The following is a 20,844-nucleotide window of genomic DNA, read 5'->3' on the forward strand; positions in this document are numbered from 1 at the left end:
CCGCTACGCGTGCGCGTGCGGGAAGTTTAAGACCCCCGCACGACTAGACGCAGTAGATTCTATGTCACAGGACCGTGATTACGGTGCGGAACAGATTCAGGTTCTGGAGGGGTTACAGGCCGTTCAAAAGCGGCCGGCGATGTACATCGGGTCGACCGACTCCAGAGGCCTCCATCATCTCGTCTACGAGGTCGTAGACAACTCCATCGACGAGGCACTCGCCGGGCACTGCGACGAAATCACCGTCACGATCCACGAGGACGACTCCGTCTCTGTCTCCGACGATGGCCGCGGCATCCCGGTCGACACCCACGAGAAGCACGACCGGCCCGCGCTCGAAGTCATCATGACCGTGCTCCACGCGGGTGGGAAGTTCGACAGCAAGTCCTACCAGGTCTCCGGCGGGCTCCACGGGGTGGGCGTCTCCGTCGTCAACGCGCTCTCGAAGTGGCTCGAAGTCGAGGTCAAGCGCGACGGAGCCGTCTGGAAACAGCGGTTCGACCACGGCGAACCGGAGGACGAACTCGAACGGGTTCGCGACATGGAGCCCGACGAGGAGACGGGCACGCAGATCCGTTTCTGGCCCGACGACGAGATCTTCGAGGCGACCGACTTCGTCTACTCGACGCTGGCGTCTCGCCTCCGAGAGCTTGCCTTCCTCAACTCCGGCGTCGAGATCTCGCTAGTCGACGAACGCGACGGCGACTCCGAGACGTTCGTCTACGAGGGCGGCATCAAGGAGTTCGTCCAGTATCTCAACGAGACCAAAGAGCCACTCCACCGCGACGTGATCTACTTCGAAGACGAAGAGCAGATCGAGGACGGGCCGGTCCAGGTCGAGATCGCCATGCAGGGAACGGCCGAGCTACAGGGGTCGATCCACGCCTTCGCCAACAACATCAACACGCGAGAGGGCGGGAGTCACATGACCGGGTTCAAGACGGCCCTGACCCGGACGGTCAACGACTACGCCACGAGCAACGGCCTGTTGAACGATCTCGACGACACCCTCTCGGGCGAAGACATCCGCGAGGGGCTCACGGCCGTCATCTCGATCAAACACCCCGATCCGCAGTTCGAGGGCCAGACGAAGACGAAGCTGGGCAACAGCGAGGTCCGTGGAATCGTCGAGTCGGCGATGCACGACGGGCTCGGGACCTTCTTCGAGGAGAACCCCGACACGGCGGAAGCCATCGTCGGCAAGGCCGTCGAGGCCGCAAAAGCCCGCAAGGCCGCCAAGAAGGCCGAGGAGCTGACCCGGCGCAAGTCGGCGCTGGAATCGACGGCGCTGCCCGGCAAGCTCTCCGACTGCCAGACACGAGATCCCGACGACGCGGAGCTGTTCGTCGTCGAGGGCGACTCTGCCGGCGGCTCGGCCAAGCAGGGACGCAATCCGGAGTTTCAGGCGATCCTCCCGATCCGCGGGAAGATCCTCAACGTCGAGCGACACCGCCTGGACCGCATCCTGGAGAACGACTCGATCCGCAACGTCATCACGGCGCTCGGGACCGGCATCGGCGACGAGTTCGACGTCGAGGACATCCGCTACAAGCGGATCATCATGATGACCGACGCCGACGTGGACGGAGCCCACATTCGGACGCTCCTGTTGACCCTGTTCTACCGCCACATGAAGCCGCTGCTTGAAGCTGGCTACGTCTACGCCGCCCAGCCCCCGCTGTATCGGGTCCGGTACAACGGCGAGACCTACGACGCGATGACCGAGGCAGAGCGGGATCGACTCGTCGAGGAGAAGTGTGGCGGCGACCCCGATCAGGTCCAGCGGTTCAAGGGCCTCGGAGAGATGAATCCCCAGCAGCTGTGGGATACGACGATGGATCCCGATCAGCGGATCCTCAAGCAGATCACCATCGAGGACGCCGCGGCCGCAGACAAGATGTTCTCGGTGCTGATGGGCGACGCGGTCGAACCCCGCAAGGAGTTCATCAAGGAGCACTCGCCGGAAGCCGACTGGGTGGACATCTAACATGAGTTCTGAAGCACCTGACCCCGACGATCCGCAGGCGGCATCGCGCGTCGACCGCGTCCGCATCGAGGACGAGATGGAACAGAGCTACATCGACTACGCGATGAGCGTCATCGCCGGTCGTGCGCTCCCGGACGTTCGCGACGGGCTCAAGCCCGTCCACCGCCGGATCCTCTACGCGATGCACGAGATGGGCGTCTCCTCGCGCTCGGCTCACCGCAAGTCCTCCTCGATCGTCGGGGAGACGATGGGTGATTACCACCCCCACGGAGACAGCGCGATCTACGACACACTCGTCCGGATGGCCCAGCCGTTCTCGATGCGGTATCCGCTCGTGGACGGACAGGGGAACTTCGGCTCGATGGACGGCGACCCCGCGGCCGCGATGCGCTACACCGAGGCCCGGATGTCGCCGATCTCTGAGGAGTTGCTCGCCGACATCGAGAAAGACACCGTCGACTTCCAGTCGAACTACGACGACCGACTCCGGGAGCCGGAGGTCCTGCCGTCGGCGATGCCGAACCTGCTGGTCAACGGTTCCTCGGGAATCGCCGTCGGGATGTCGACGAACATCCCACCACACAACCTCGGCGAGGTGATCGACGCGACGGTCCACCTCATCGACAACCCCGACTGCGAGGTCGAGGACCTGATGGACCACGTCAAGGGACCGGACTTCCCGACCGGCGGCAACATCGTCGGCAAGGACGCCATCTACTCGGCGTACGCGACGGGTCGCGGTCGCCTCCGCGTCCGGGCGGACTACGAGGTCGATCCCGAGGAGAACCGGATCGTCGTCACCGAGATCCCGTACCAGGAGAACAAGGCCCGGATGGTCGAGCGGATCGCCGAAGACGTCAACGAGGGCGTCATCGAGGGGATCGCGGACCTCCGCGACGAGTCGGACCGCAACGGCGTCCGCATCGTCGTCGAGCTCAAGCGCGGCGCGAACGTCGACGTGGTCGAGAACCAGCTCTTAGAGAGCCACCTCGAATCGACCTTCGGCGTCATCAACCTCGCCTTAGTCGACGACGAGCCCCGCGTGCTCACGCTCAAAGAGACGCTCGAACACTACGTCGCGCATCGCAAGGAGGTCGTGCGTCGGCGCTCGCAGTTCGAACTCGACGAGGCTCAGGACCGCGCACACATCCTCGAAGGTCGCCTGAAGGCGCTGCAAAACGTCGACGACGTGGTCGAGCTGATCCAGGACTCGGAGGACCGCGACGAGGCGCGCACCGAGCTACGGAGCCAGTTCGACTTCTCCGAGGAACAGGCGGCCCACATCGTCCGGATGCAGCTTGGCTCGCTCACGTCGATGGAGACCGCGGAGATCGAGTCGGAGTACGAGGACGTACAGGCCCGAATCGAACGGCTCCAGACGATCCTCGACTCCGAGGACGAACTGCTGACGGTCATCAAAGACGAGCTCCGCGAGATCAAAGCGGAGTACGACGACGACCGCAAGACCTCGATCCTCGAAGCCGAGGGCGAGGTCACCCACGAGGATCTCATCCCCGAGGAAGACTGCGTCGTCGTCATCACGGAAGACGACTACATCAAGCGGATGCCCGTCGACGCCTTCGACGCCCAGAACCGGGGCGGCAAGGGGATCATCGGCTCGGACCCCAAGGACGGCGACCGCGTCTCGAAGGTCTTCCGGGCGAACAGCCACGACTACCTGCTCTGTTTCACCAATCAGGGACAGGTCTATCGCCTGAAGACCTACGAGATTCCGGAGATGTCCCGCACCGCCAGGGGCAAGTCGGCGGTCAACATCATCGACCTCGGCGACGACGAGGAGATCACCGCCGTGGTCTCGACGGACGACTTCGAGGAAGACGAGTGCCTGACGATGGTCACTCGTAACGGCTACGTCAAGCGCACCTGCGTCGACGAGTTCGAGAACATCCTCTCGACGGGGATCATCGCCGCGAAGCTCGAAGACGGCGACGCACTGGTCGACGTGGAGGTCACCGACGACAGCGGCGATCTGGTCGTCGCCACCGAGGGCGGGATGACGATCCGCTTCGACGAGTCGGAGGTCCGCGAGATGGGACGCTCGGCCCGCGGTGTCCGCGGGATCGACCTGCAAGACGGCGACAAGGTGGCTGCGATGGTCGCGACGGACGACCACGACGACCGCGCACTCCTGACCGTCACCGAGAACGGGTACGGGAAGCGCACCCTCCTCGCCGAGTACAGCAAACAGTCCCGCTACGGCAAGGGCCTGATCGACATCAAGACCGACGATCGCAACGGCCGCGTCGCGACGGCGAAGGCGGTCCGCGAGGACGACCACCTCGTCATCATGAGCGAGAGCGGCCAGATCATGCGCATCCCCGCGGGCGACGTGTCACAGGTCGGCCGCAACACGAAGGGCGTCAAGATCATGGCACTCGACGGGGTGGACAACGTGGCGAGCGTGACGGTAGTGCCCGCCGAGGTCGAAAACGACGAGTAGCACGCGGGCCGCTAGGCAACGCCATCTTTTGGCGGATATACTGACACAAAAAAGCGTGGTATGAAGTCGCTGCGCTACGAGAGGGAAACGAATGCCAGAGGTTCCGCGCCACAAGAGCAAACACGAACGGCTGGCCGCCCACCCGCTCGTCACCGACGAGGGGCACGTGACGCTCGTCGAGCCACTGGACCGGAGCCGGAACGGCGAAGTCCGTAGCGCCGTGCGGCGGGAGGTAGCGGCCGCGGGCGTCGACTGCCAGCTCGCTGACTTTCGCAGCGGCTCCGATGTCGACTGGCCGGGACTGTACGAGGCGCTGCGTGCCGAGGGCGCGTCGCGCCGACGGATCGGAGCCGTACGAGACCTCGCCGATCGGTTCGAACGTCCGTATCCGTCGCTGCTGCGACTGCGCGTCGATCCCGACACGGAACTGGACTTCGAGCCGGGGCAGTACGTCACGCTGCGCAGCGGCGACACGCCGCGGGCGTACTCGCTCGCGAACACGCCAGCGGAGCACGAACTGGAGTTCTGTATCCGGCGTGTGCCCGGCGGACGGCTCACCAGCGAACTGTTCGTCCACGTCGAGGAAGGCGACGAGGTGGTCGTCCGCGGTCCCTACGGCGAGATGGCCCTCTCGAACCCTTCCAGCCGGGACGTGGTCTTTCTCGCGACCGGCACCGGCGTCGCTCCGTTTCGCAGTATGATCGAACACCTCTTCGCGACCGGGCAAGACACCTATCGAGGTACGGAGCGGGACGTGTGGCTGTTTCTCGGCTGTGCGTGGCGCGACGACCTACCGTATCGCGAGTGGTTCGAGTCGCTGGCCGAGAACCACGAGCGGTTTCACTTCGTCCCGACGCTGACGCGGGAGCCGCTCCTGAGCGACTGGACCGGCGAAGTCGACTACGTCCAGCGGGTGTTCGCGAAGTACCTCGACGGGGAGGCGGTCGATCGCACGTCGGTTCCGCGGTCGATGCAGCGGTACGTCGAGGCAGAGCCCGTGGGGACGCAGGCTCGGCTCGACCCCGACGACCTCGACCTGTACGCCTGTGGGATCAACGCCATGGTCGAGACGCTCGTCCGGACGGCACGGTCGGTCGGCGTCCCGGAGACACACATGGACTACGAAGGGTTCGGGTAAGGGTTCACTCGGCGAAGCCGTCGGCTCGAAGCGTCTCGTAGATGGCGTTGAGCTGGTGGTAGCCGACTTTGACCTCTGGCGTGTCGTCGATTGCGTCGGTCGCGACCTCGTTGTCCGGCGTCAACTGGAAGTACCAGTTCCCGTAGCGGTCGTTGACCGCGTGGTCCAGCGCGTAGTTCCAGATCCGGTCGTACCACGCTCGATACCGGTCGTCGTCGAAGCGGTCGGCCAGCAGTGCGGTCGCGCCGATTCCCTCACACAGCGGCCAGTAGTACTTGTTCTCGACGAGCGGGTCGCCGTCCCGGTCGAAGTTGTAGACGAAGCCGCCGCGGTCGTCGTCCCAGCCGTTCTCGACGGCGGCATCGAAGAAGCGAACGGCGCGGTCGGCGAACCACGGAGCGTCGCGGTGGCGAGCCAGTATCAGGAGGAGTTTGCTCCACTCCAGCAGGTGGCCAGGCTGATAGCCCCAGGGCCGGAAGAGGTCGCCCGGCTTGTCGCGGTTGTACGCCCAGTCGTGGTCCCACTCGCTCGTGTAGTGTTCCCACAGCAGGCCGTCGCCCTCGTCGGCGAGGTCGCGAGCCAGCCCCTCGGCGATACGAGCGGCGCGGTCGAGGTACTCCTCGGTTCCGGTGGCCTCGTAGGCGGCCAACAGCGCCTCGCAGGTGTGCATGTTGGCGTTCTGGCCGCGGTAGTCGCTCGTGCCGGACCAGTCGCGGTCGAGTTCGACGCGACAGCGACCGTGCTCGTCCTCCCAGAAGTGCTCGTCGAGCAGCGCGTACGCGGGCTCGATCCGTTCGCGGGCACCCGGGACGCCGGCACGTGCAGCCGTCGCGTACGCCAGGAGGACGAACGCGTGGCCGTAACACCGCTTGCCGCCGTCGGCCACGTCCTGTCCGTCCAGCTGCCAGACGTACCCGCCGTGGCGGTCGTCGCGGTGGTGTCGTTCGAGGTGACGAATGCCGTGTGCAGCCATCTCCTCGCAGTAGTGGGGGCCATCGAGGAGTGCGCCGACGCTGTAGTTGAACACGAAGCGGGCGGTGGCCGGCAAGAGCTTGGCGCGAGCGTCGTAGACGGTGCCGTCGCGGTCGCTGATCTGTGGGACGAACCCGCCGTGAGTCGTGTCGACGGACCGTTGGTGGTAGAACTCGAGCACGGAGAGCGCGTGTCGCCGGAGGTACCGGGGATCTCTGACTGTCGTGTCGGTGCGGGCGAGCATTGCCGGCCCGTCGACGTGACGAGTAATAAGCTTGCCCGAACTCGCAGGTCGTGTTTCACAGCGAGTGCCGTCGGCCAGAACGGACCGGCGGCGGTCCGGTTCACAGGATCCGTTTGCCCATCGCGCTGGCGGTGAGTTCACAGGCCAACTCCGCGGTCTGGTTGTGCGTGTCGAGGATGGGGTTGGCCTCGACGACCTCCATCGAGCACAGTTCGGTGTCACAGTTGGCGACGTACTCCATGGCGACGTGGGCTTCCCGATACGAGACGCCGCCCCGGACCGGCGTTCCGACGCCCGGCGCTTCGTTGGGATCGAGCCAGTCCATATCGAGACTGACGTGCAGGCCGTCGGTGCCGTCTCCGGCGACGGTCAGGGCCGACTCGACAACGTCCGTCACGCCGCGGTCGTCGATGTCGCTCATCGTGTAGGCCGTCACCGGCGACTCCTGGATGCGTCGACGCTCGCCCTCGTCGAGGCTCCGCAGCCCCACGAGTGCGACGTTCTCGGGGTCGACGTTCGAGGCGTGTGCCCAGTCGGTGTCCGCGAAGGAACCGAACCCGAGAATCGCGGCCAGCGGCATGCCGTGGACGTTGCCACTCGGCGTCGTTTCGGGGGTGTTGCAGTCCCCGTGAGCGTCGAACCAGACGATACCGATGTCGTCGGCCGTGGTGCCCGCGACCGTTCCGATCGCGATGGAGTGGTCGCCGCCCAGAACGAGCGGGAACTCGCCCGCGCTCGCCGTCGAGTCGACGGCCGACGCGATGCGTTCACAGACCACCTCCGTCTCGGCGAGGTACTTCGCTCGCCCGTCGACCGATTCGTCGGCGACCGGCTCCAGCTCCTCTGGGCGTGGAACCGTCACGTCACCGTAGTCGACACACTCGATGGCGGCCGATTCGAGCTGGTCGGCGAGGCCGGCGTACCTGATCGCCGAGGGACCCATGTCGACGCCGCGGCGATCCGCTCCGAGGTCCATCGGTGCACCGATGAGACGTACCTGTCGGTCCATGTCGGGGGGCTACGCGAGCCGGCACTAAAAGACAGATGGACGACGCGAGCTGCGATCCGTGCCAGCCGGGCGCGTGCTGCTACTGTCGGCCGTCCGTCCGTGACCGATGTCGCTACCCCGGTATGGCGAATATCGCCACGACGTTACAGCCAACAGTACGAATCGAGGGAGTCCTATCAACAGTATCTAATCGTTCTGTGAAGAACTGGGCTGACGACGGTACTCGTGGGTGTGACTCTGACGACGGGCAGAACTTCAAGTCGGGTCGCGACGAGTGTCGAGAAACACCGGCCCTGTCGAGGAACTCCCGGAGACAGTGCTGTTTCCGCTCGATTTGTGAATGTGGTTTTTTACCACGATACACAGTGACAGTCGGGATGGGGTCACCGTCGGCTTTAAGGACAGGTACATCCAATCTTCGGTTATGTCATCAATCGAACTCACACCCAGTCAGAAGAACATCTTGCAGGAACTGGTCAACCTGTACAAAGAGAGCGAGAGTGCGGTCAAGGGAGAAGACATCGCCGAGAAGGTCGACCGCAACCCCGGAACGATCCGTAACCAGATGCAGAGTCTGAAGGCGCTCCAGCTCGTCGAGGGCGTGCCCGGTCCGAAAGGCGGGTACAAGCCGACGGCGAACGCGTACGACGCGCTCCAGATCCAGGATATGGACGACGCCGCACGGGTCCCGCTCCGACACAACGGCGAGCTCCTCGAAGACGCCAACGTCGAAGAGATCGACCTGACGAGCGTTCACCATCCCGAGAAGTGTCGTGCCGAACTCCAGTTGCAGGGTTCGATCTCGGATTTCCACGAGGGCGACTCGGTCACCGTCGGCCCGACGCCGCTCTCGAAGCTCCAGATCATCGGTACCCTCGCGGGAAAAGACGACACCAGCAACAAGCTGATCCTGACTATCGACGACATGCGGGCACCGGCCGGCGAACCGGAACATTAATTCTGTCGTTCGTTTCCCGATAGTGGAAGTTTAGCGTTTCTAACTATTATTCAAGCCTTCATTTCGTGACATAAATAATAAATGCAGCCCCGCTGAATGTTTGATCGTCCATGACGGACAAAGACATTGGGGGGAGTACCAGACGAACCTTCCTCGGGACAGTAAGCGGTATCGTCGGATCAACAGCAGTCGGCACTGCAGCCGCGGTCGAAGGACGCGATCCAGACGGAAACGGCGGGGGGCACCGCGAGGCGGGAGAACTCATCGTCGGAATGGAGCCGACGGCAAACGCCGCCGAGACGAAGGCGACGATCCAGTCGGGGCTTCCCGAAGGAGCCTCGGTCGTCAGCGAGAACGACACGCTGGGGTTCATGGAAGTTCAGCTGCCTCAGCAGACCGGCCCACAGGCACAGTCGGCGGCCAAGAAAGACCTGGAGAACCAGCCCGGCGTCGCGTACGTCGAGCCAAACGCGATCTACTATCCGATGGTCATCGACGTCGACGACCCGCGGGTGGGAGAGCAGTACGCCCCGGAGCTGGTGAACGCTGGTGGGGCGTGGGAGACGACGCTGGGATCGACCGACGTGACGATCGGCGTCGTCGACCAGGGAACCCAGTACACACACCCCGACCTCCAAGCGCAGTTCGGAGAGGTCAAGGGACGGGACTTCGTCTCCGACGACGACGACCCGAGCCCGAGAGGCGGGAACGGCCACGGGACCCACGTCTCGGGCATCGCGGCCGGAACGACGAACAACGCCACGGGGATCGCGGGCATCTCGAACTCCTCGCTGCTGGCCGCACGCGCGCTTGGCGGTCAGGGCGGCGGTGGGACACTGAGCGCGATCGCAGACGCGATCGTCTGGTGTACGGACAACGGTGCAGACATCATCAACATGTCCCTCGGTGGCGGCGGTGCCAACCGGACGATGCGGAACGCGTGTGACTACGCGTTCGACAACGGCGCACTGCCGATCGCAGCGGCGGGCAACAGCGGCCAGCGAGGGATTTCGTATCCGGCAGGCTACGACTCCGTCGTCGCTGTCTCCGCGGTCGGTCCCAACGAGTCACTGACCGACTTCTCGCAGTACGGCCCTGGCGTCGACGTTGCCGCACCGGGACTGAACGTGCTCTCGACGTATCCGACCGACGGCTACAACTCGCTGTCGGGAACGTCGATGGCCTGCCCGGCGGCTGCGGGCGTCGCGTCGCTGGCCCTCGCGATCGATCCGAGCCTGTCGCCACAGGAGCTCAAAGACGTGCTCACCGAGAGCGCTCGCGACATCGGTCTCCCGTCGGACCAGCAGGGCAGCGGTCTCGTCGATGCCGGTGCGCTCGTCGACGCCGTGAGCGACGACGACGGCGGTGGCGGCGGCGACGAAGACGCGACGAGCGGCTCGCTCACCTTCGGCGATCAGGTGCTGGGCGACGACGGGAACGTCACGGTCAGCGACGTGACGACGAACGGCGACGCGACGGTCGTGGTGACCTATCCCGACGGCGACCAGAACGTGGTCGCGGGCGTCTCGTCCGCAGACGACGCCAGCGGCACGTCCGTGCCGGTGTCGGTCCAGGACGACGGCGGATTCCCCGGCGAGCACACGGCCTGGGTGTTCGGCGACGGAGACGTCGAGGGCGTCGCGATCGGCGACGACGCGACGCCGGTGGCCGGTAGCGCGCTCGATTCCGACACCGCGGTCGTGTCGGACGGCGACGACGGCGGGGGCGGCGGCAGCGAGTACCCGCAGTGGTCCGCCGACGAGGTCTACACGAGCGGCGACCGCGTCGTCTACGAAGGAACGATCTACGAGGCCCAGTGGTGGACTCAGGGCGACGAGCCCGGTTCGAGCCAGTGGGGTCCGTGGGAAGAAGTCGGTCCGGCAGACGGCGGTGACGGCGGTGACGGCGGTGACGGCGGTGACGGCGGTGACGGCGGTGACGGCGGTGACGGCGGTGACGGCGGCGACGGCGGCGACGGCGAGTACCCACAGTGGGACGCCGACACGGCCTACACCGGCGGCGACCGCGTCGTCTACGACGGCTCCGTCTGGGAGGCCCAGTGGTGGACCCGAGGCGACGAGCCCGCCGAAGGGAAAGCGGTCTGGGAACGCGTCTCCTGATCGCTGTCGCACCGTCGGCCGTCGCTCCGTGACGGCGTTCGCGACGCCGGGTCGCGAATAGCACACCGCAGCAGGCGGCCGACGACGCGACCTCAGCGCCCGCCGTTCCCGTCGAATCGGGGCGACGTGGCGAAGAGACAACGCAGTTGCCACAGGAGAGCGATTTCAAAGCCTTTGTATCGCCCGCTGCCCGACCTTTTCACACATGACCGACAACGTTGTCGTTCTCGGAGCTGGCTACGCCGGCGCGGGTGCGATAAAGAGCCTCGAAGACGAACTGAACGGCGAGGCCGACATCACTTGGATCTCGGACACCGACTACCACCTGGTACTCCACGAGTCCCACCGCTGTATCCGTGACCCGACCGTCCAGGAGAAGGTGACCATCCCCGTCGGCGACATCAAGTCTCGACAGACCGACTTCGTGCAGGCGTCGGTCGCCGACATCGACACCGAGGAGCGCGTCGTCGAACTCGACGACGACTCGACGGTCGAGTACGACTACCTCCTCGTCGCCATCGGTTCCCAGACCGCCTTCTTCGGTATCGAGGGACTGGCGGAGTACGCACACACGCTCAAGTCGCTGGACGACGCCCTGAACATCCACGACGCCATCGCCAGCGCCGCCAGAGACGCGACGCAGAACGATCCCGCTCAGATCGTCGTCGGCGGTGCCGGCCTCTCTGGCATCCAGACGGCCGGAGAGATCGCCGAGTACCGCGACGAGCGCCGCGCGCCCCTGGAGATTCACCTCGTCGAGGGACTCGACGAAGTGATGCCCAACGGCGATCCCGAGCTACAGGGCGCGATCCGCAAGCGCCTCGAAGCGGCGGACATCAACATCATGTGTGGCGAGTTCATCGGCGAGGTCGACGAGGACACGGTCTACGTCGGCGAAGAGACGGAACTCGACTACGACGAACTCATCTGGACCGGCGGCATCACCGGCCGCGACGCCGTCCGCGACGTGGAACTGGACAAAGACGAACGCTCCCATCGCATCGACTCCGAGCGTGACTTCCAGACCTCCGACGACCGCGTCTTCGCCATCGGCGACTGCGCGCTGATCGACCAGCCCGGCGACGACCCCGCACCACCGACCGCTCAGGCCGCCTGGCAGGCCGCCGAGGTCGCCGGTCGGAACCTCGCGCGCGCCGTCCGGGGCCAGCCACTGGACACGTGGACCTACGACGACATGGGGACGGTCGTCTCCGTCGGCGACAAGGCCGTCGCCCACGACGTGGAGTACATGGGCATCAGCGTCCCCGTCGACACGTTCGGTGGCTTCCTCGCTGAGAACCTCAAGAAGGCCATCGCAGCCAAGTGGATCCGCCGAGTCTCGACGACCGGCCGGGCCGCCAAGGCCTGGCCCGACATGTAAGTCGGGCGTTTCTGTCGGGCAGTTACACACCCGATTTACCGCTCGCGAACGACGACAGCCGCGTGTACCGCCAGGACGACCAGCGCGGACAGCACGACCCCGACGCCGAGTGGCCCCTCGAAGACGGCTCTCGCGTACGGCACCGCGCCGACCGCGATCGGTTCGCCGAGTGGGAACGGCGTCACCAGTCGTGTAGGCTGAGCGGAACCGTGAACGTACCCGGCGAAGTAGCCGTGTCCATAGAGTTCCGGGGGCGAGAGATACACGATCCGCTCGTACAGCGCCTCGATGCCGAGTCGGTACAACAGGTACGACACCGTGACGACGCCGACGAGTCGTTTTACCGCACGAGCGTACGCGGCGAGGTACCAGCGTCTGGCCGGGCGGAGCTGTGGTCGTTCGTACGATCGCATTGCTTTCACGTAACTCCAGGCATATATGAATGTTCGCCCGACGGAGATCCCAGAGTCCTACGATACTCCGTCTCGACTCACAGCGACAGGCCGGCGTGCCAGTGGTCGGCGTCGCTGGCTTCGACGGCCGCGTCCATCCGCGCGAGGTAGTCGATCGCGAGACTCGCGGTCTTTGCGGCCCTGCGTTCTCCTTCCGTGCGAAACTCTCCGGTGACGCGGTTGGCGTAGACCGTACAGACCGCGCCGGCCCGGAGCCCGTAGAGGTTCGCCAGCGTCAGGATGGCGCTGGCTTCCATCTCGAAGTTGAGGACGCCGGCCTCACGGAGTGCGTCGATGCGCTCGTCGCTCCCGCTGGCCTCGAAGCCCTCGAAGCCGGGCCGTGACTGGCCGGCGTAGAAGCTGTCCGTCGAACAGGTCAGTCCGAGGTGGTAGTCGTATCCTAACTCCTCTGCGGCGGCGACGAGCGCCGAGACGACGCGGTGATCGGCGGTCGCGGGGTAGTCCTCGCGGACGTACTCCTCGCTGGTTCCCTCCTGTCGGACCGCGCCCGTGGTGATGATCAGATCGCCGATGCTGGCCTGCTCCTGGATCGCGCCACAGGAACCGACGCGGAGCAGCGTCTCGGCGTCGACGCGAGCCAGTTCTTCGACGGCGATGGCTGCCGAGGGCGAACCGATCCCGGTCGACGTGACCGAAATCGGCGTTCCGTCGTACTCCCCGGTCGCCGTGCGGTACTCTCGGTGGTCTGCGACGACCTCGTGGTCGTCCCAGGACTCGACGACCTTGGCGACGCGCTCGGGGTTGCCCGGCAGGAGGACGCTGGGTGCCACGTCGCCCGGCGCGACTTCGAGGTGGTACTGCTCGCCGTCGTTGGGATCTTCGCTGTCGTCGGTCATTCCAGGTGCTCCTGTGTGATCGTCGCCGGAATCAGTTCGCCCAGCTGGTACGTCGTCGTCTCGCCGTCGCCCTCGTCACAGACCACCGGCAGGTCGTCGTCACAGAACTCGATCAGCGTCTGGCGGCACATCCCGCAGGGAGTGACGCCGTCGCGAGCGTCCGACGAGACGGCGATCCGCTCGAACTCCCGGTGACCGTCCGCGACCGCGCTCCCGACGGCGACCTCCTCGGCGTGGAGGCTGTTGCTGTAGTTGGCGTTCTCGACGTTGCAGCCGGTGTACACCGCGCCGTCGGCGGTCTCGATCGCCGCACCGACGCCGTACTCGGAGTACGGCGCGAACGACTCCTCGACCGCCGTTCTGGCTGCTTCGACCAGCGAATCCATGTGCAGGGCCACGGCTGGCCGGGTCAAATAGCCATCGCCCAGAAGGACGGGCGACCGGCTCAGGCTGCCGTGGTGACCGCCTGCTCGACGATCTGGGCGACCCGTTCGACGAGGTCGTCCACGTCGTCGCTCTCGGCGTACACTCGGACGTAGGGCTCGGTGCCGGAGGGGCGCACGAGGGTCCACGAGTCGTCGGGGAACGTCAGCCGGACGCCGTACTCCGTCTCGACGGCGGCCTCGGGAAACGTCTCGGGGAGCGTCGTCGCCAGCCGCTCCATCGTCGCCGTCTTGTGCTCGTCCGGACAGTCCACGCTGTGTTTGCGGTAGGGTCGCTCGGTGACGGGCTCCCGGAGCGCGTCGAGTCCTTCGTCGTCGATCAGCGCCGTCAGGACGGCTGCGCTGACGACGCCGTCGATCCACCCGCCGAAGCCGGTGTGGACGTGTTTCCAGGGTTCGGCGGCGAAGACGACGCTCCCCTCCGCGGCCGCGATGCCCTCGTGGAGCGCACCGAGTCGGATCCGCTCGACGCGACCGCCGGCCTCGTCGACCCGCTCGTCGATCCGGCCGGAGGCGTTGGGCGTCGTCACGACGACCGGGTCCCGAGCGGACGAGCGGCGAACGTAGTGTTCGGCCAGTATCGCGAGGACGGTGTCCTCGTGGACCACGTCACCGTCGGCGTCGACGATCACGATGCGGTCCGCGTCGCCGTCGTGGCCGATGCCGAAGGCCGCGTCCGTGTCGGCGACGAACGAGCGGAGTGCGGCCAGTGACTCCGGCGTGGGCTTGCTCTGGCGGGCTGGAAAGTGACCGTCGACCGACGCTTCGAGCGCGCGCACGTCCGCACCGAGTGCGCGGAGGACCTGTGGCGTCGCGAGCGAACCCATCCCGTTGCCACAGTCGACCGCGACCGTGACATCCAGGGGGCCGTTCCCGTGATCCGCCGCGTAGGCCGCGACCGCGTCACGGTACTTGTCGAGCACTGTGGCTCGCTCCGTATCGCCCCACGCGGACCACTCGGCGGCGTTGTCGCCGTCAGCGACTCGCTCCTCGACTCGCGCCTCGGCCTCGCGGTCGTACTCGCTGCCGTCGACGAACAGCTTGATGCCGTTGTCCTCCGGCGGATTGTGACTCGCCGTAAGCATGACGCCCCGCTGGCCCTGCGAGGCGTACGCGAGCGCTGGCGTCGGACACTGACCGATGCGGACGACCGAACCGCCCGCGCTTTCGATGCCCGCTTCGACTGCCGCGGCGAGGGCCGGGCTGGTGACGCGACCGTCGAAGCCGACGACGAACTCCGCGCCGTCGCGGCCGACCGCCTGGCCGACCCGAAGCGCGCGTTCGGGCGTCACTGTCTCGGCGACCGTACCACGGATTCCCGCCGTCCCGAACAGTTCCATACGTCACCGGTCGTTCGGGCCGCACTTGGGGGTAGCGGTACGCTCTCGTGGTGGCAGTCGGCCTCGAACGGATCGTCGGTAGGGAGAATTAGCTCGGCGTCGCACCCGCGTACGCGCCTTCCAGTCGAAGCACGACTCTGTGGATCGGCAGCGACAGCCCCATCCGACCGAACAGGAGTGCGATCGGGAGCAACACGATGCCCAGCAGCAGGCTGAACTGGTACAGTGCGAACACGAAGCCGCGGTAGAGTTGCGATTCCATCGTCCCTCGCTCTGCTATGGGCGAGTAGGAGTATATAAAGGTTAGCATCGGGCCACCGGCGTCGAATCGACCGCAGTCGTGCGGTTTCGTCGGTTCGTCCCGTCGACGCATCCCGCCTCGAAGATCCGCCGATGTTCGGGTAATGGAGCCGTTGGCACTACGGGACGTTCGCATAACTTATGACGATATTCGCCGTCTCGTGCGCAGGCACGAATCAAAACACACGTGTAGTGGGGACGCGGAGAAACGTGTATGAATTACCTCGTGGCGATGGAAGCAGCCTGGTTGGTCAGAGACGTCGAAGACATCGACGACGCGATCGGTGTCGCAGTCAGCGAAGCGGGGAAACGCCTCAACGAGTCCGAGATGGACTACGTCGAGGTCGAGGTCGGTGCGACGGGCTGTCCCGCCTGTGGCGAGCCCTTCGACTCCGCGTTCATCGCCGCCGACACCGCGCTGGTCGGCCTCGTCCTCGAAATGAAGGTGTTCAACGCGGAGTCGATCGAACACGCCCAGCGGATCGCCAAAAGCGAGATCGGCGGGTCGCTGCGCGACGTGCCGCTGAAAGTCATCGACACGATCGAGTTCGAGGGCGAGGAAGCCGACGCCGACACACAGGCCTGATACGGAACGTTGTCGTTGCGTACCGGTGAGCCACTCTCTGTCCCGACGCTCACCAGTACATCGCGACGACCGTCCGTGCGAGGGGCCGGCGTCGCTCTCACGGACCGCACACTCTGTAGTGGCTGTGACACGGACGAGCGACGGTACAGGCGGGCCGTCCTGCCGTGGCGCTCGAACGTCGACAGCGCCGTCGGTGTCTTTATATATTACCGTAGGTAATTGGAGGTATGGAACTTCCGACGCCCGACGATCTGCGGGAACGGCGGACCGAACTTGGCCTGACCCAGAGCAAACTCGCGGACCGGGCAGACGTATCACAGCCGCTGATCGCGCGGATCGAGGGCGGCGACGTGGACCCGCGGCTGTCGACGCTTCGACGGATCGTCAACGCCCTCGAAGAGGCCGAAGGCGGCATTCTCCGAGCCGACGAGCTGATGAACGCCCCGGTCCACAGCGTCGCACCGGACGACTCCGTCCACGAGACCCAGGACATCCTCGACGAGGGCAAGTACTCGCAGGTGCCGGTCGTCCGTGACGGCACCCCCGTCGGCCTGATCGGCCACTCCGACATCATCCAGCACGACCGCGAGAACGTGGGCGACCTCCCGGTCGCCGACGTGATGCACGAGTCGATCGCGACCGTCGAGACCGACGCGACGATCGACGAGATCGACGCCTACCTGACGCACAACGACGCCGTCCTCGTCGTCGACGCCGGCGAGACGGTCGGCATCATCACCGAAGCCGACATCGCGGCCCACGTGAGCTAGCGGGTCTTGGGGCGTTAGTCGCCGTATACTCGGCTGAACGGTCGGATCACCTTTTGTAGCCCCGTCGCGTCCAGAGCAGCAATGACGGTTCGTCCCGACGACGACAGACTGCACCGGCAGCTCGAAACGGCGCTCGAAATTGCCGACGACGATCGCATCAGATATCACCTCCGCGAGGCCCTCCAGTTGCGACTCGTCGCGAACGAACCGCGAGAGCAGGGGATCGATCGGTAGTTGGCCCCGCTCGCGTTCGACCGCTCACCCGGTCAGCTCTAGCCCGCGGACGGCGACGCAGCTCTCTCCGTCCGTGACCTCGCCGATGACGCGTCCGTCGGTCGCCTCGACGACGGTCTCGACGGCGCTTTCCGGCATCGCGGCCACGAACCCGGTCCCGCATCCACCTTTTTCGTCGTCGGGTTCGCTCACGGTGCTCGCGAACCACTCCTCGAAAAACGTGGGCGAAAAACGCGGCTCGCTCCGCTCGCGTTCGACCGCTCACCCGGTCAGCTCTAGCCCGCGGACGGCGACGCAGCCCTCTCCGTCCGTGACCTCGCCGATGATGCGCCCGTCGGTCGCCTCGACGACGGTCTCGGCGGCGCTTTCCGGCATCGCGGCCACGAACCCGGTCCCCATGTTGAAGGTCCGGTGCATCTCTTCGTCGGAGACCGAGCCCTCCGACTGGACGAACTCGAAGATCGGCTGAGCGTCGAACGGGTCGGTTATCTCGTAGCGGTGCTCGCCCATCCGGGTGAGGTTCGTCCAGCCACCCCCGGTCACGTGGGCCGCGGCGTGGGTCTCGGCGTCCCGGAGCGGACCCAGCAGGTCGGTGTAGATTCGGGTCGGCGTCAACAGTGCCTCGGCGATCGTCTGCTCGGGATCGCGTGGGTAGTCGTCGGTGTACTCGTGGTTCGCGGTGACGGCCTCGCGAGCGAGAGTGAGACCGTTGGAGTGGATACCGGCCGAGGGCCAGCCGACGATCGCGTCGCCGGGCTCGGCTTCGCCGGGGAAGACCGCGTCCTTGGGCGCGAGCCCGGCACAGGTGCCGGCGATGTCCAGCCCCTTGATCACGTCCGGCATCACGGCGGTCTCGCCGCCGACCAGCGCCACGTCGGCCCGCTTGGCACCCTCGCGCAGTCCGGCACCGATCTGCTCGGACTCCTCGTCGTCCGGCTCCTCGACTGCGAGGTAGTCGACGAACGCCACCGGTTCGACCCCCGTCGCCACGAGATCGTTGACGTTCATCGCGATGCAGTCGATACCGATCGTCGAGTAGTCGTCGATCGCTTCGGCGACGAGGAGCTTGGTGCCGACGCCGTCGGTCGCCAGCGCGAGGTACTGGTCGCCGATGTCGACCAGGCCCGCGTAGTCGCCCTCGAACTCGCCGGCCGCTCCGATGAGCGCCGCCGTCGCGGCTTCGCTGGCGTCGATGTCGACGCCGCTGTCCGCGTATGTCAGCCCCTCCTCGTCGTCGCTGTCGTCGGTCATATGCGAGAGCGGGCGGCCCGAGAGCAAAAGACCACCGTTTCCGTGGGACTGGACTACAGTCCGGGAACGCCGGCAAGGAGCACGAAGACCCCCAGCAGGAGCATCGGCGCGGCGACGACGGCGTAGACCGGCTTGCTCCAGGCCAGGACCTTCTTGCCGTCGAGAGGACCGAACGGGATCATGTTGAAGCCCGCGAGCAACAGGTTGATCGAGACGCCGAGCGCCGCCAACTCGAACAGGAGGCCCCCGAAGAGCCCGAACCAGGCGACGACCAGCGGGACGACGAACACCAGCGCGAGGGCGACGTTGGTCACGGGGCCGGCGAGTGCGATCAGCCCGTTCTCTCGCTCGGAGATCCGACCGCGGTGGTGGACCGCGCCCGGCGCGGCAAAGAGGAAGCCGGCCAGCGCGCTGACGACGGCCAGGAACAGCATGTTGTAGTCGGCGCGAAACTCCGCGATCTGGCCGAACCGGACCGCGACGACCTTGTGTGCGAGTTCGTGCAACAGGAAGCCGATCCCCGCGGTGAACAGACTCACCGCCAGCGCCCCGACGACCGCAGCCGGGTTCGGCGGCCGGCCGGCGAGCATGCCCTGGACCATGTCGTAGTTGATGAAGATCGCGAAGGCGAGACCCAGCGCGAGCCACGCGATCAGGAGGTCCTTGAGTTCGCGCTCGCTGAAGCGGACGTTCATCGCACCAGCCCCCACAGCAGGTCGGCGCTGTTCCGTGCGCCCTGGATCATGAGTCGAACGACGCCGTCGACGCCGTTGACGTTCGGTGCGCCGGCCGCGATGATCGGCAGCAGCGTCGTCGCGAACAGCGCGCTCGCGATCATGCTCCCGACGTTGGTCATCGCAACGATGAGGATGAGTCTGAACAGGGGCACCGCCCGGAGTCGCTGGAAGATGTCGGACAGCGGGGCCTGTTCGTCGTCGAGGATCTCGTTGAGCGTGCTGATGTCGCCGACGTTGACGTTGACGTATCGCAACTCGATGTAGCCCGCGAACCACCCGGGCGCGAGCAGCGGATTGACGCTCGTGAGCCACGCGACCGCGCCGCCGACGGCGGAGCTCGACCAGTGAGCTCCGGCGAGTCGGGCCAGGGCCGCGGCGACGATCCCGTTGACGAGGAACCAAGTCCCGAACAGCGTGAACAGGAACTCGCTGGAGGCCCCCGGCACGCCGGTGTAGACTGCCATCGCCAGCAGGAGGAAAAAGACCAGGAAGCCAAGCGTAAAGAGGTAACCAAAGAGCTTGTACGGCGAGAACCAGCCGCCGGTCTCCCGACCGACCAGCGAGGACTCCGGCGGCAGTTCCTCGGGGTGATCGAGGTAGCGTTCGATCCCCGCGCGGTGGCCGGCACCGACGATAGCGACGACGTGGTAGCCGGCGTCACGGAGGTCCACGAGGTTGTGTGCGATGTAGGCGTCGCGCTCGTCGATCAGGGCCTCCGCACCGCCCGGCGAGAACTGGCGAAACTCCTCCATCATCGCCGTCACGACGTCCACGTCGGTGAGTTCGGCGGGGTCGAACTCCTCGTACTCTTCGCCGCCGCTGGCACGGGTCAACAGTGCGAGGACCGGGATCCCGACCACCAGTGCGACGGCGAGCGCGACGACGAGTCCGTCTGCGACGGCGACGCCCAGGCCTCCCAGCGCACCGACGAGTGGGAGCGAACCGCCGAGCCAGTTCCCGGCCGGAACCACGAGCGGACCGATCGTCGACTCGACGACGACGCTCACTAACACCCCGATCGTGAGGCCGATCGAGAGCCCGACGGTTCGGGACTCCCCCATGCCGGCGAACAGAGCGCCGACCAGTGAGAGCTTCTCCCAGAAAGAGAGGCGCGCCCAGAACCGCTGGACCGTCATCTGGATGTCGCGGTCGACGAGTGCGACCCCCAGACCGTTGCGTTCGGCCGTCTCGACTGCGGCCATCATGTCTGCACCGGGACTCACGTCGAAGCGGTCGCCCAGTCGCGTCTGGACGTACGACAGCATCCAGTAGGCCAGAAACTGAAAGACCGTGTTCCCCCGAAGCAGATCACTGGCGTCGAGATCCTCCGGCGTCTCGCCTTTCATCTGCCTGTAGCGACCCTCGTCCAGCTCGACGGCGACCACGTCGGGCTGTTCGTCCTCGATCGTCCGTTCGACTTCCTCGACACTATCCTGTGAGACGTGTGCCGTCCCTACTACCGTCACACGCCCCTCGCCACCACCCCCCTGTGGCAGATTGCGCGTGGTCTCGGCGCGGTCGGTCATCACACCGGCTACACGGCGGCCACTGTTATGCGTTTCTGTCGGTCACGACTGTCGGTCGGCCGTCAGGTCACCTGTCGG

General features: G+C 66.0%; 20 protein-coding genes. 9 read left to right on the forward strand and 11 right to left on the reverse strand.

The features are described from left to right. Positions 1–61 precede the first annotated feature (61 nt). From gyrB to HMUK_RS13250, 3 genes are all read left to right on the forward strand, one after another. Positions 62–1,987: a DNA topoisomerase (ATP-hydrolyzing) subunit B gene (gene gyrB / locus HMUK_RS13240; RefSeq protein WP_015763677.1), complete on the forward strand. Its 1,926-nt coding sequence runs from the start codon at positions 62–64 to the stop codon at positions 1,985–1,987. Between the two features lies 1 nt (position 1,988). Further along, entirely contained in the window at positions 1,989–4,448 is a 2,460-nt protein-coding gene (gene gyrA, locus HMUK_RS13245; RefSeq protein ID WP_015763678.1) for a DNA gyrase subunit A, read from the forward strand. 91 nt (positions 4,449–4,539) lie between these two features. Beyond that, entirely contained in the window at positions 4,540–5,586 is a 1,047-nt protein-coding gene (locus HMUK_RS13250) for an FAD-binding oxidoreductase (RefSeq protein ID WP_015763679.1), read from the forward strand. Positions 5,587–5,590: 4 nt separating this feature from the next. Here the strand turns inward: HMUK_RS13250 and HMUK_RS13255 are convergent, their stop codons facing one another. Both HMUK_RS13255 and rocF read right to left on the reverse strand, forming a co-directional pair. Continuing rightward, positions 5,591–6,802, reverse strand: a complete 1,212-nt coding sequence (locus tag HMUK_RS13255; RefSeq protein ID WP_015763680.1) for an AGE family epimerase/isomerase — start codon at positions 6,800–6,802, stop codon at positions 5,591–5,593. A gap of 100 nt (positions 6,803–6,902) precedes the next feature. After that, positions 6,903–7,811, reverse strand: coding sequence for an arginase (rocF, locus tag HMUK_RS13260; protein ID WP_015763681.1), 909 nt, complete (start codon positions 7,809–7,811; stop codon positions 6,903–6,905). Between the two features lie 424 nt (positions 7,812–8,235). Between rocF and HMUK_RS13265 the strand changes: the two genes are divergently transcribed. From HMUK_RS13265 to HMUK_RS13275, 3 genes are all read left to right on the forward strand, one after another. After that, complete coding sequence (locus HMUK_RS13265; RefSeq protein ID WP_015763682.1) at positions 8,236–8,769, forward strand: HTH domain-containing protein; 534 nt, start codon at positions 8,236–8,238, stop codon at positions 8,767–8,769. Positions 8,770–8,879: 110 nt separating this feature from the next. After that, positions 8,880–10,889 (forward strand): S8 family serine peptidase, encoded by a 2,010-nt coding sequence (locus HMUK_RS18050; RefSeq protein WP_015763683.1) that lies wholly within the window; start codon positions 8,880–8,882, stop codon positions 10,887–10,889. Positions 10,890–11,094: 205 nt separating this feature from the next. Continuing rightward, positions 11,095–12,270: an NAD(P)/FAD-dependent oxidoreductase gene (locus HMUK_RS13275; RefSeq protein WP_015763684.1), complete on the forward strand. Its 1,176-nt coding sequence runs from the start codon at positions 11,095–11,097 to the stop codon at positions 12,268–12,270. A gap of 35 nt (positions 12,271–12,305) precedes the next feature. On the opposite strand, the gene HMUK_RS13280 is transcribed toward HMUK_RS13275, so the two are convergent. The 5 genes from HMUK_RS13280 to HMUK_RS17650 form a co-directional block, all read right to left on the reverse strand. Further along, the gene (locus tag HMUK_RS13280; RefSeq protein WP_015763685.1) at positions 12,306–12,683 is read right to left on the reverse strand and encodes a hypothetical protein; all 378 of its coding nucleotides are present in this window, start codon (positions 12,681–12,683) and stop codon (positions 12,306–12,308) included. Positions 12,684–12,760: 77 nt separating this feature from the next. Then, positions 12,761–13,579 carry a nucleoside phosphorylase gene (locus tag HMUK_RS13285; protein ID WP_015763686.1) on the reverse strand — a complete coding sequence of 273 codons (819 nt, stop codon included), beginning with the start codon at positions 13,577–13,579 and terminating at the stop codon, positions 12,761–12,763. Further along, on the reverse strand, positions 13,576–13,965 hold the full coding sequence (gene cdd, locus HMUK_RS13290) for a cytidine deaminase (RefSeq protein WP_015763687.1): 390 nt from the start codon (positions 13,963–13,965) through the stop codon (positions 13,576–13,578). Before cdd ends, HMUK_RS13285 begins: the two co-directional genes overlap by 4 nt. A gap of 59 nt (positions 13,966–14,024) precedes the next feature. Next, complete coding sequence (locus HMUK_RS13295) at positions 14,025–15,362, reverse strand: phosphopentomutase/phosphoglucosamine mutase (RefSeq protein ID WP_015763688.1); 1,338 nt, start codon at positions 15,360–15,362, stop codon at positions 14,025–14,027. Between the two features lie 88 nt (positions 15,363–15,450). Then, positions 15,451–15,624: a hypothetical protein gene (locus tag HMUK_RS17650; RefSeq protein ID WP_018258248.1), complete on the reverse strand. Its 174-nt coding sequence runs from the start codon at positions 15,622–15,624 to the stop codon at positions 15,451–15,453. Positions 15,625–15,876: 252 nt separating this feature from the next. On the opposite strand from HMUK_RS17650, the gene HMUK_RS13300 reads away from it, so the two are divergent. The 3 genes from HMUK_RS13300 to HMUK_RS17655 all read left to right on the forward strand — a co-directional run bounded on the left by HMUK_RS13300 (position 15,877) and on the right by HMUK_RS17655 (position 17,252). Next, on the forward strand, positions 15,877–16,248 hold the full coding sequence (locus HMUK_RS13300; protein WP_015763690.1) for a DUF555 domain-containing protein: 372 nt from the start codon (positions 15,877–15,879) through the stop codon (positions 16,246–16,248). A gap of 227 nt (positions 16,249–16,475) precedes the next feature. Then, positions 16,476–17,018: a CBS domain-containing protein gene (locus tag HMUK_RS13305; protein ID WP_015763691.1), complete on the forward strand. Its 543-nt coding sequence runs from the start codon at positions 16,476–16,478 to the stop codon at positions 17,016–17,018. Positions 17,019–17,099: 81 nt separating this feature from the next. Further along, on the forward strand, positions 17,100–17,252 hold the full coding sequence (locus tag HMUK_RS17655; protein ID WP_015763692.1) for a hypothetical protein: 153 nt from the start codon (positions 17,100–17,102) through the stop codon (positions 17,250–17,252). A gap of 24 nt (positions 17,253–17,276) precedes the next feature. Here the strand turns inward: HMUK_RS17655 and HMUK_RS17275 are convergent, their stop codons facing one another. From HMUK_RS17275 to HMUK_RS13320, 4 genes are all read right to left on the reverse strand, one after another. Further along, complete coding sequence (locus tag HMUK_RS17275; RefSeq protein ID WP_394324816.1) at positions 17,277–17,444, reverse strand: hypothetical protein; 168 nt, start codon at positions 17,442–17,444, stop codon at positions 17,277–17,279. A gap of 69 nt (positions 17,445–17,513) precedes the next feature. Further along, a complete protein-coding gene (gene purM / locus HMUK_RS13310) occupies positions 17,514–18,503 on the reverse strand; it encodes a phosphoribosylformylglycinamidine cyclo-ligase (RefSeq protein ID WP_015763693.1) in 990 nt (329 codons plus the stop codon). A gap of 53 nt (positions 18,504–18,556) precedes the next feature. After that, positions 18,557–19,198, reverse strand: a complete 642-nt coding sequence (locus HMUK_RS13315; RefSeq protein ID WP_015763694.1) for a zinc metalloprotease — start codon at positions 19,196–19,198, stop codon at positions 18,557–18,559. Further along, a complete protein-coding gene (locus HMUK_RS13320; RefSeq protein ID WP_015763695.1) occupies positions 19,195–20,766 on the reverse strand; it encodes a TraB/GumN family protein in 1,572 nt (523 codons plus the stop codon). The genes HMUK_RS13315 and HMUK_RS13320 overlap by 4 nt, the downstream gene beginning before the upstream one ends. Positions 20,767–20,844 lie beyond the last annotated feature (78 nt).

It is taken from the genome of Halomicrobium mukohataei DSM 12286 (genome assembly GCF_000023965.1).
GTDB classification, from domain to species: domain Archaea; phylum Halobacteriota; class Halobacteria; order Halobacteriales; family Haloarculaceae; genus Halomicrobium; species Halomicrobium mukohataei.

Coding starts and splice junctions, on each gene's coding strand:
- gyrB (WP_015763677.1), top strand. CDS start 62: ATGTCACAGGACCGTGATTACGGTGCGGAACAGATTCAGGTTCTGGAG.
- gyrA (WP_015763678.1), top strand. CDS start 1,989: ATGAGTTCTGAAGCACCTGACCCCGACGATCCGCAGGCGGCATCGCGC.
- HMUK_RS13250 (WP_015763679.1), top strand. CDS start 4,540: ATGCCAGAGGTTCCGCGCCACAAGAGCAAACACGAACGGCTGGCCGCC.
- HMUK_RS13255 (WP_015763680.1), bottom strand. CDS start 6,802: ATGCTCGCCCGCACCGACACGACAGTCAGAGATCCCCGGTACCTCCGG.
- rocF (WP_015763681.1), bottom strand. CDS start 7,811: ATGGACCGACAGGTACGTCTCATCGGTGCACCGATGGACCTCGGAGCG.
- HMUK_RS13265 (WP_015763682.1), top strand. CDS start 8,236: ATGTCATCAATCGAACTCACACCCAGTCAGAAGAACATCTTGCAGGAA.
- HMUK_RS18050 (WP_015763683.1), top strand. CDS start 8,880: ATGACGGACAAAGACATTGGGGGGAGTACCAGACGAACCTTCCTCGGG.
- HMUK_RS13275 (WP_015763684.1), top strand. CDS start 11,095: ATGACCGACAACGTTGTCGTTCTCGGAGCTGGCTACGCCGGCGCGGGT.
- HMUK_RS13280 (WP_015763685.1), bottom strand. CDS start 12,683: ATGCGATCGTACGAACGACCACAGCTCCGCCCGGCCAGACGCTGGTAC.
- HMUK_RS13285 (WP_015763686.1), bottom strand. CDS start 13,579: ATGACCGACGACAGCGAAGATCCCAACGACGGCGAGCAGTACCACCTC.
- cdd (WP_015763687.1), bottom strand. CDS start 13,965: ATGGATTCGCTGGTCGAAGCAGCCAGAACGGCGGTCGAGGAGTCGTTC.
- HMUK_RS13295 (WP_015763688.1), bottom strand. CDS start 15,362: ATGGAACTGTTCGGGACGGCGGGAATCCGTGGTACGGTCGCCGAGACA.
- HMUK_RS17650 (WP_018258248.1), bottom strand. CDS start 15,624: ATGGAATCGCAACTCTACCGCGGCTTCGTGTTCGCACTGTACCAGTTC.
- HMUK_RS13300 (WP_015763690.1), top strand. CDS start 15,877: ATGAATTACCTCGTGGCGATGGAAGCAGCCTGGTTGGTCAGAGACGTC.
- HMUK_RS13305 (WP_015763691.1), top strand. CDS start 16,476: ATGGAACTTCCGACGCCCGACGATCTGCGGGAACGGCGGACCGAACTT.
- HMUK_RS17655 (WP_015763692.1), top strand. CDS start 17,100: ATGACGGTTCGTCCCGACGACGACAGACTGCACCGGCAGCTCGAAACG.
- purM (WP_015763693.1), bottom strand. CDS start 18,503: ATGACCGACGACAGCGACGACGAGGAGGGGCTGACATACGCGGACAGC.
- HMUK_RS13315 (WP_015763694.1), bottom strand. CDS start 19,198: ATGAACGTCCGCTTCAGCGAGCGCGAACTCAAGGACCTCCTGATCGCG.
- HMUK_RS13320 (WP_015763695.1), bottom strand. CDS start 20,766: ATGACCGACCGCGCCGAGACCACGCGCAATCTGCCACAGGGGGGTGGT.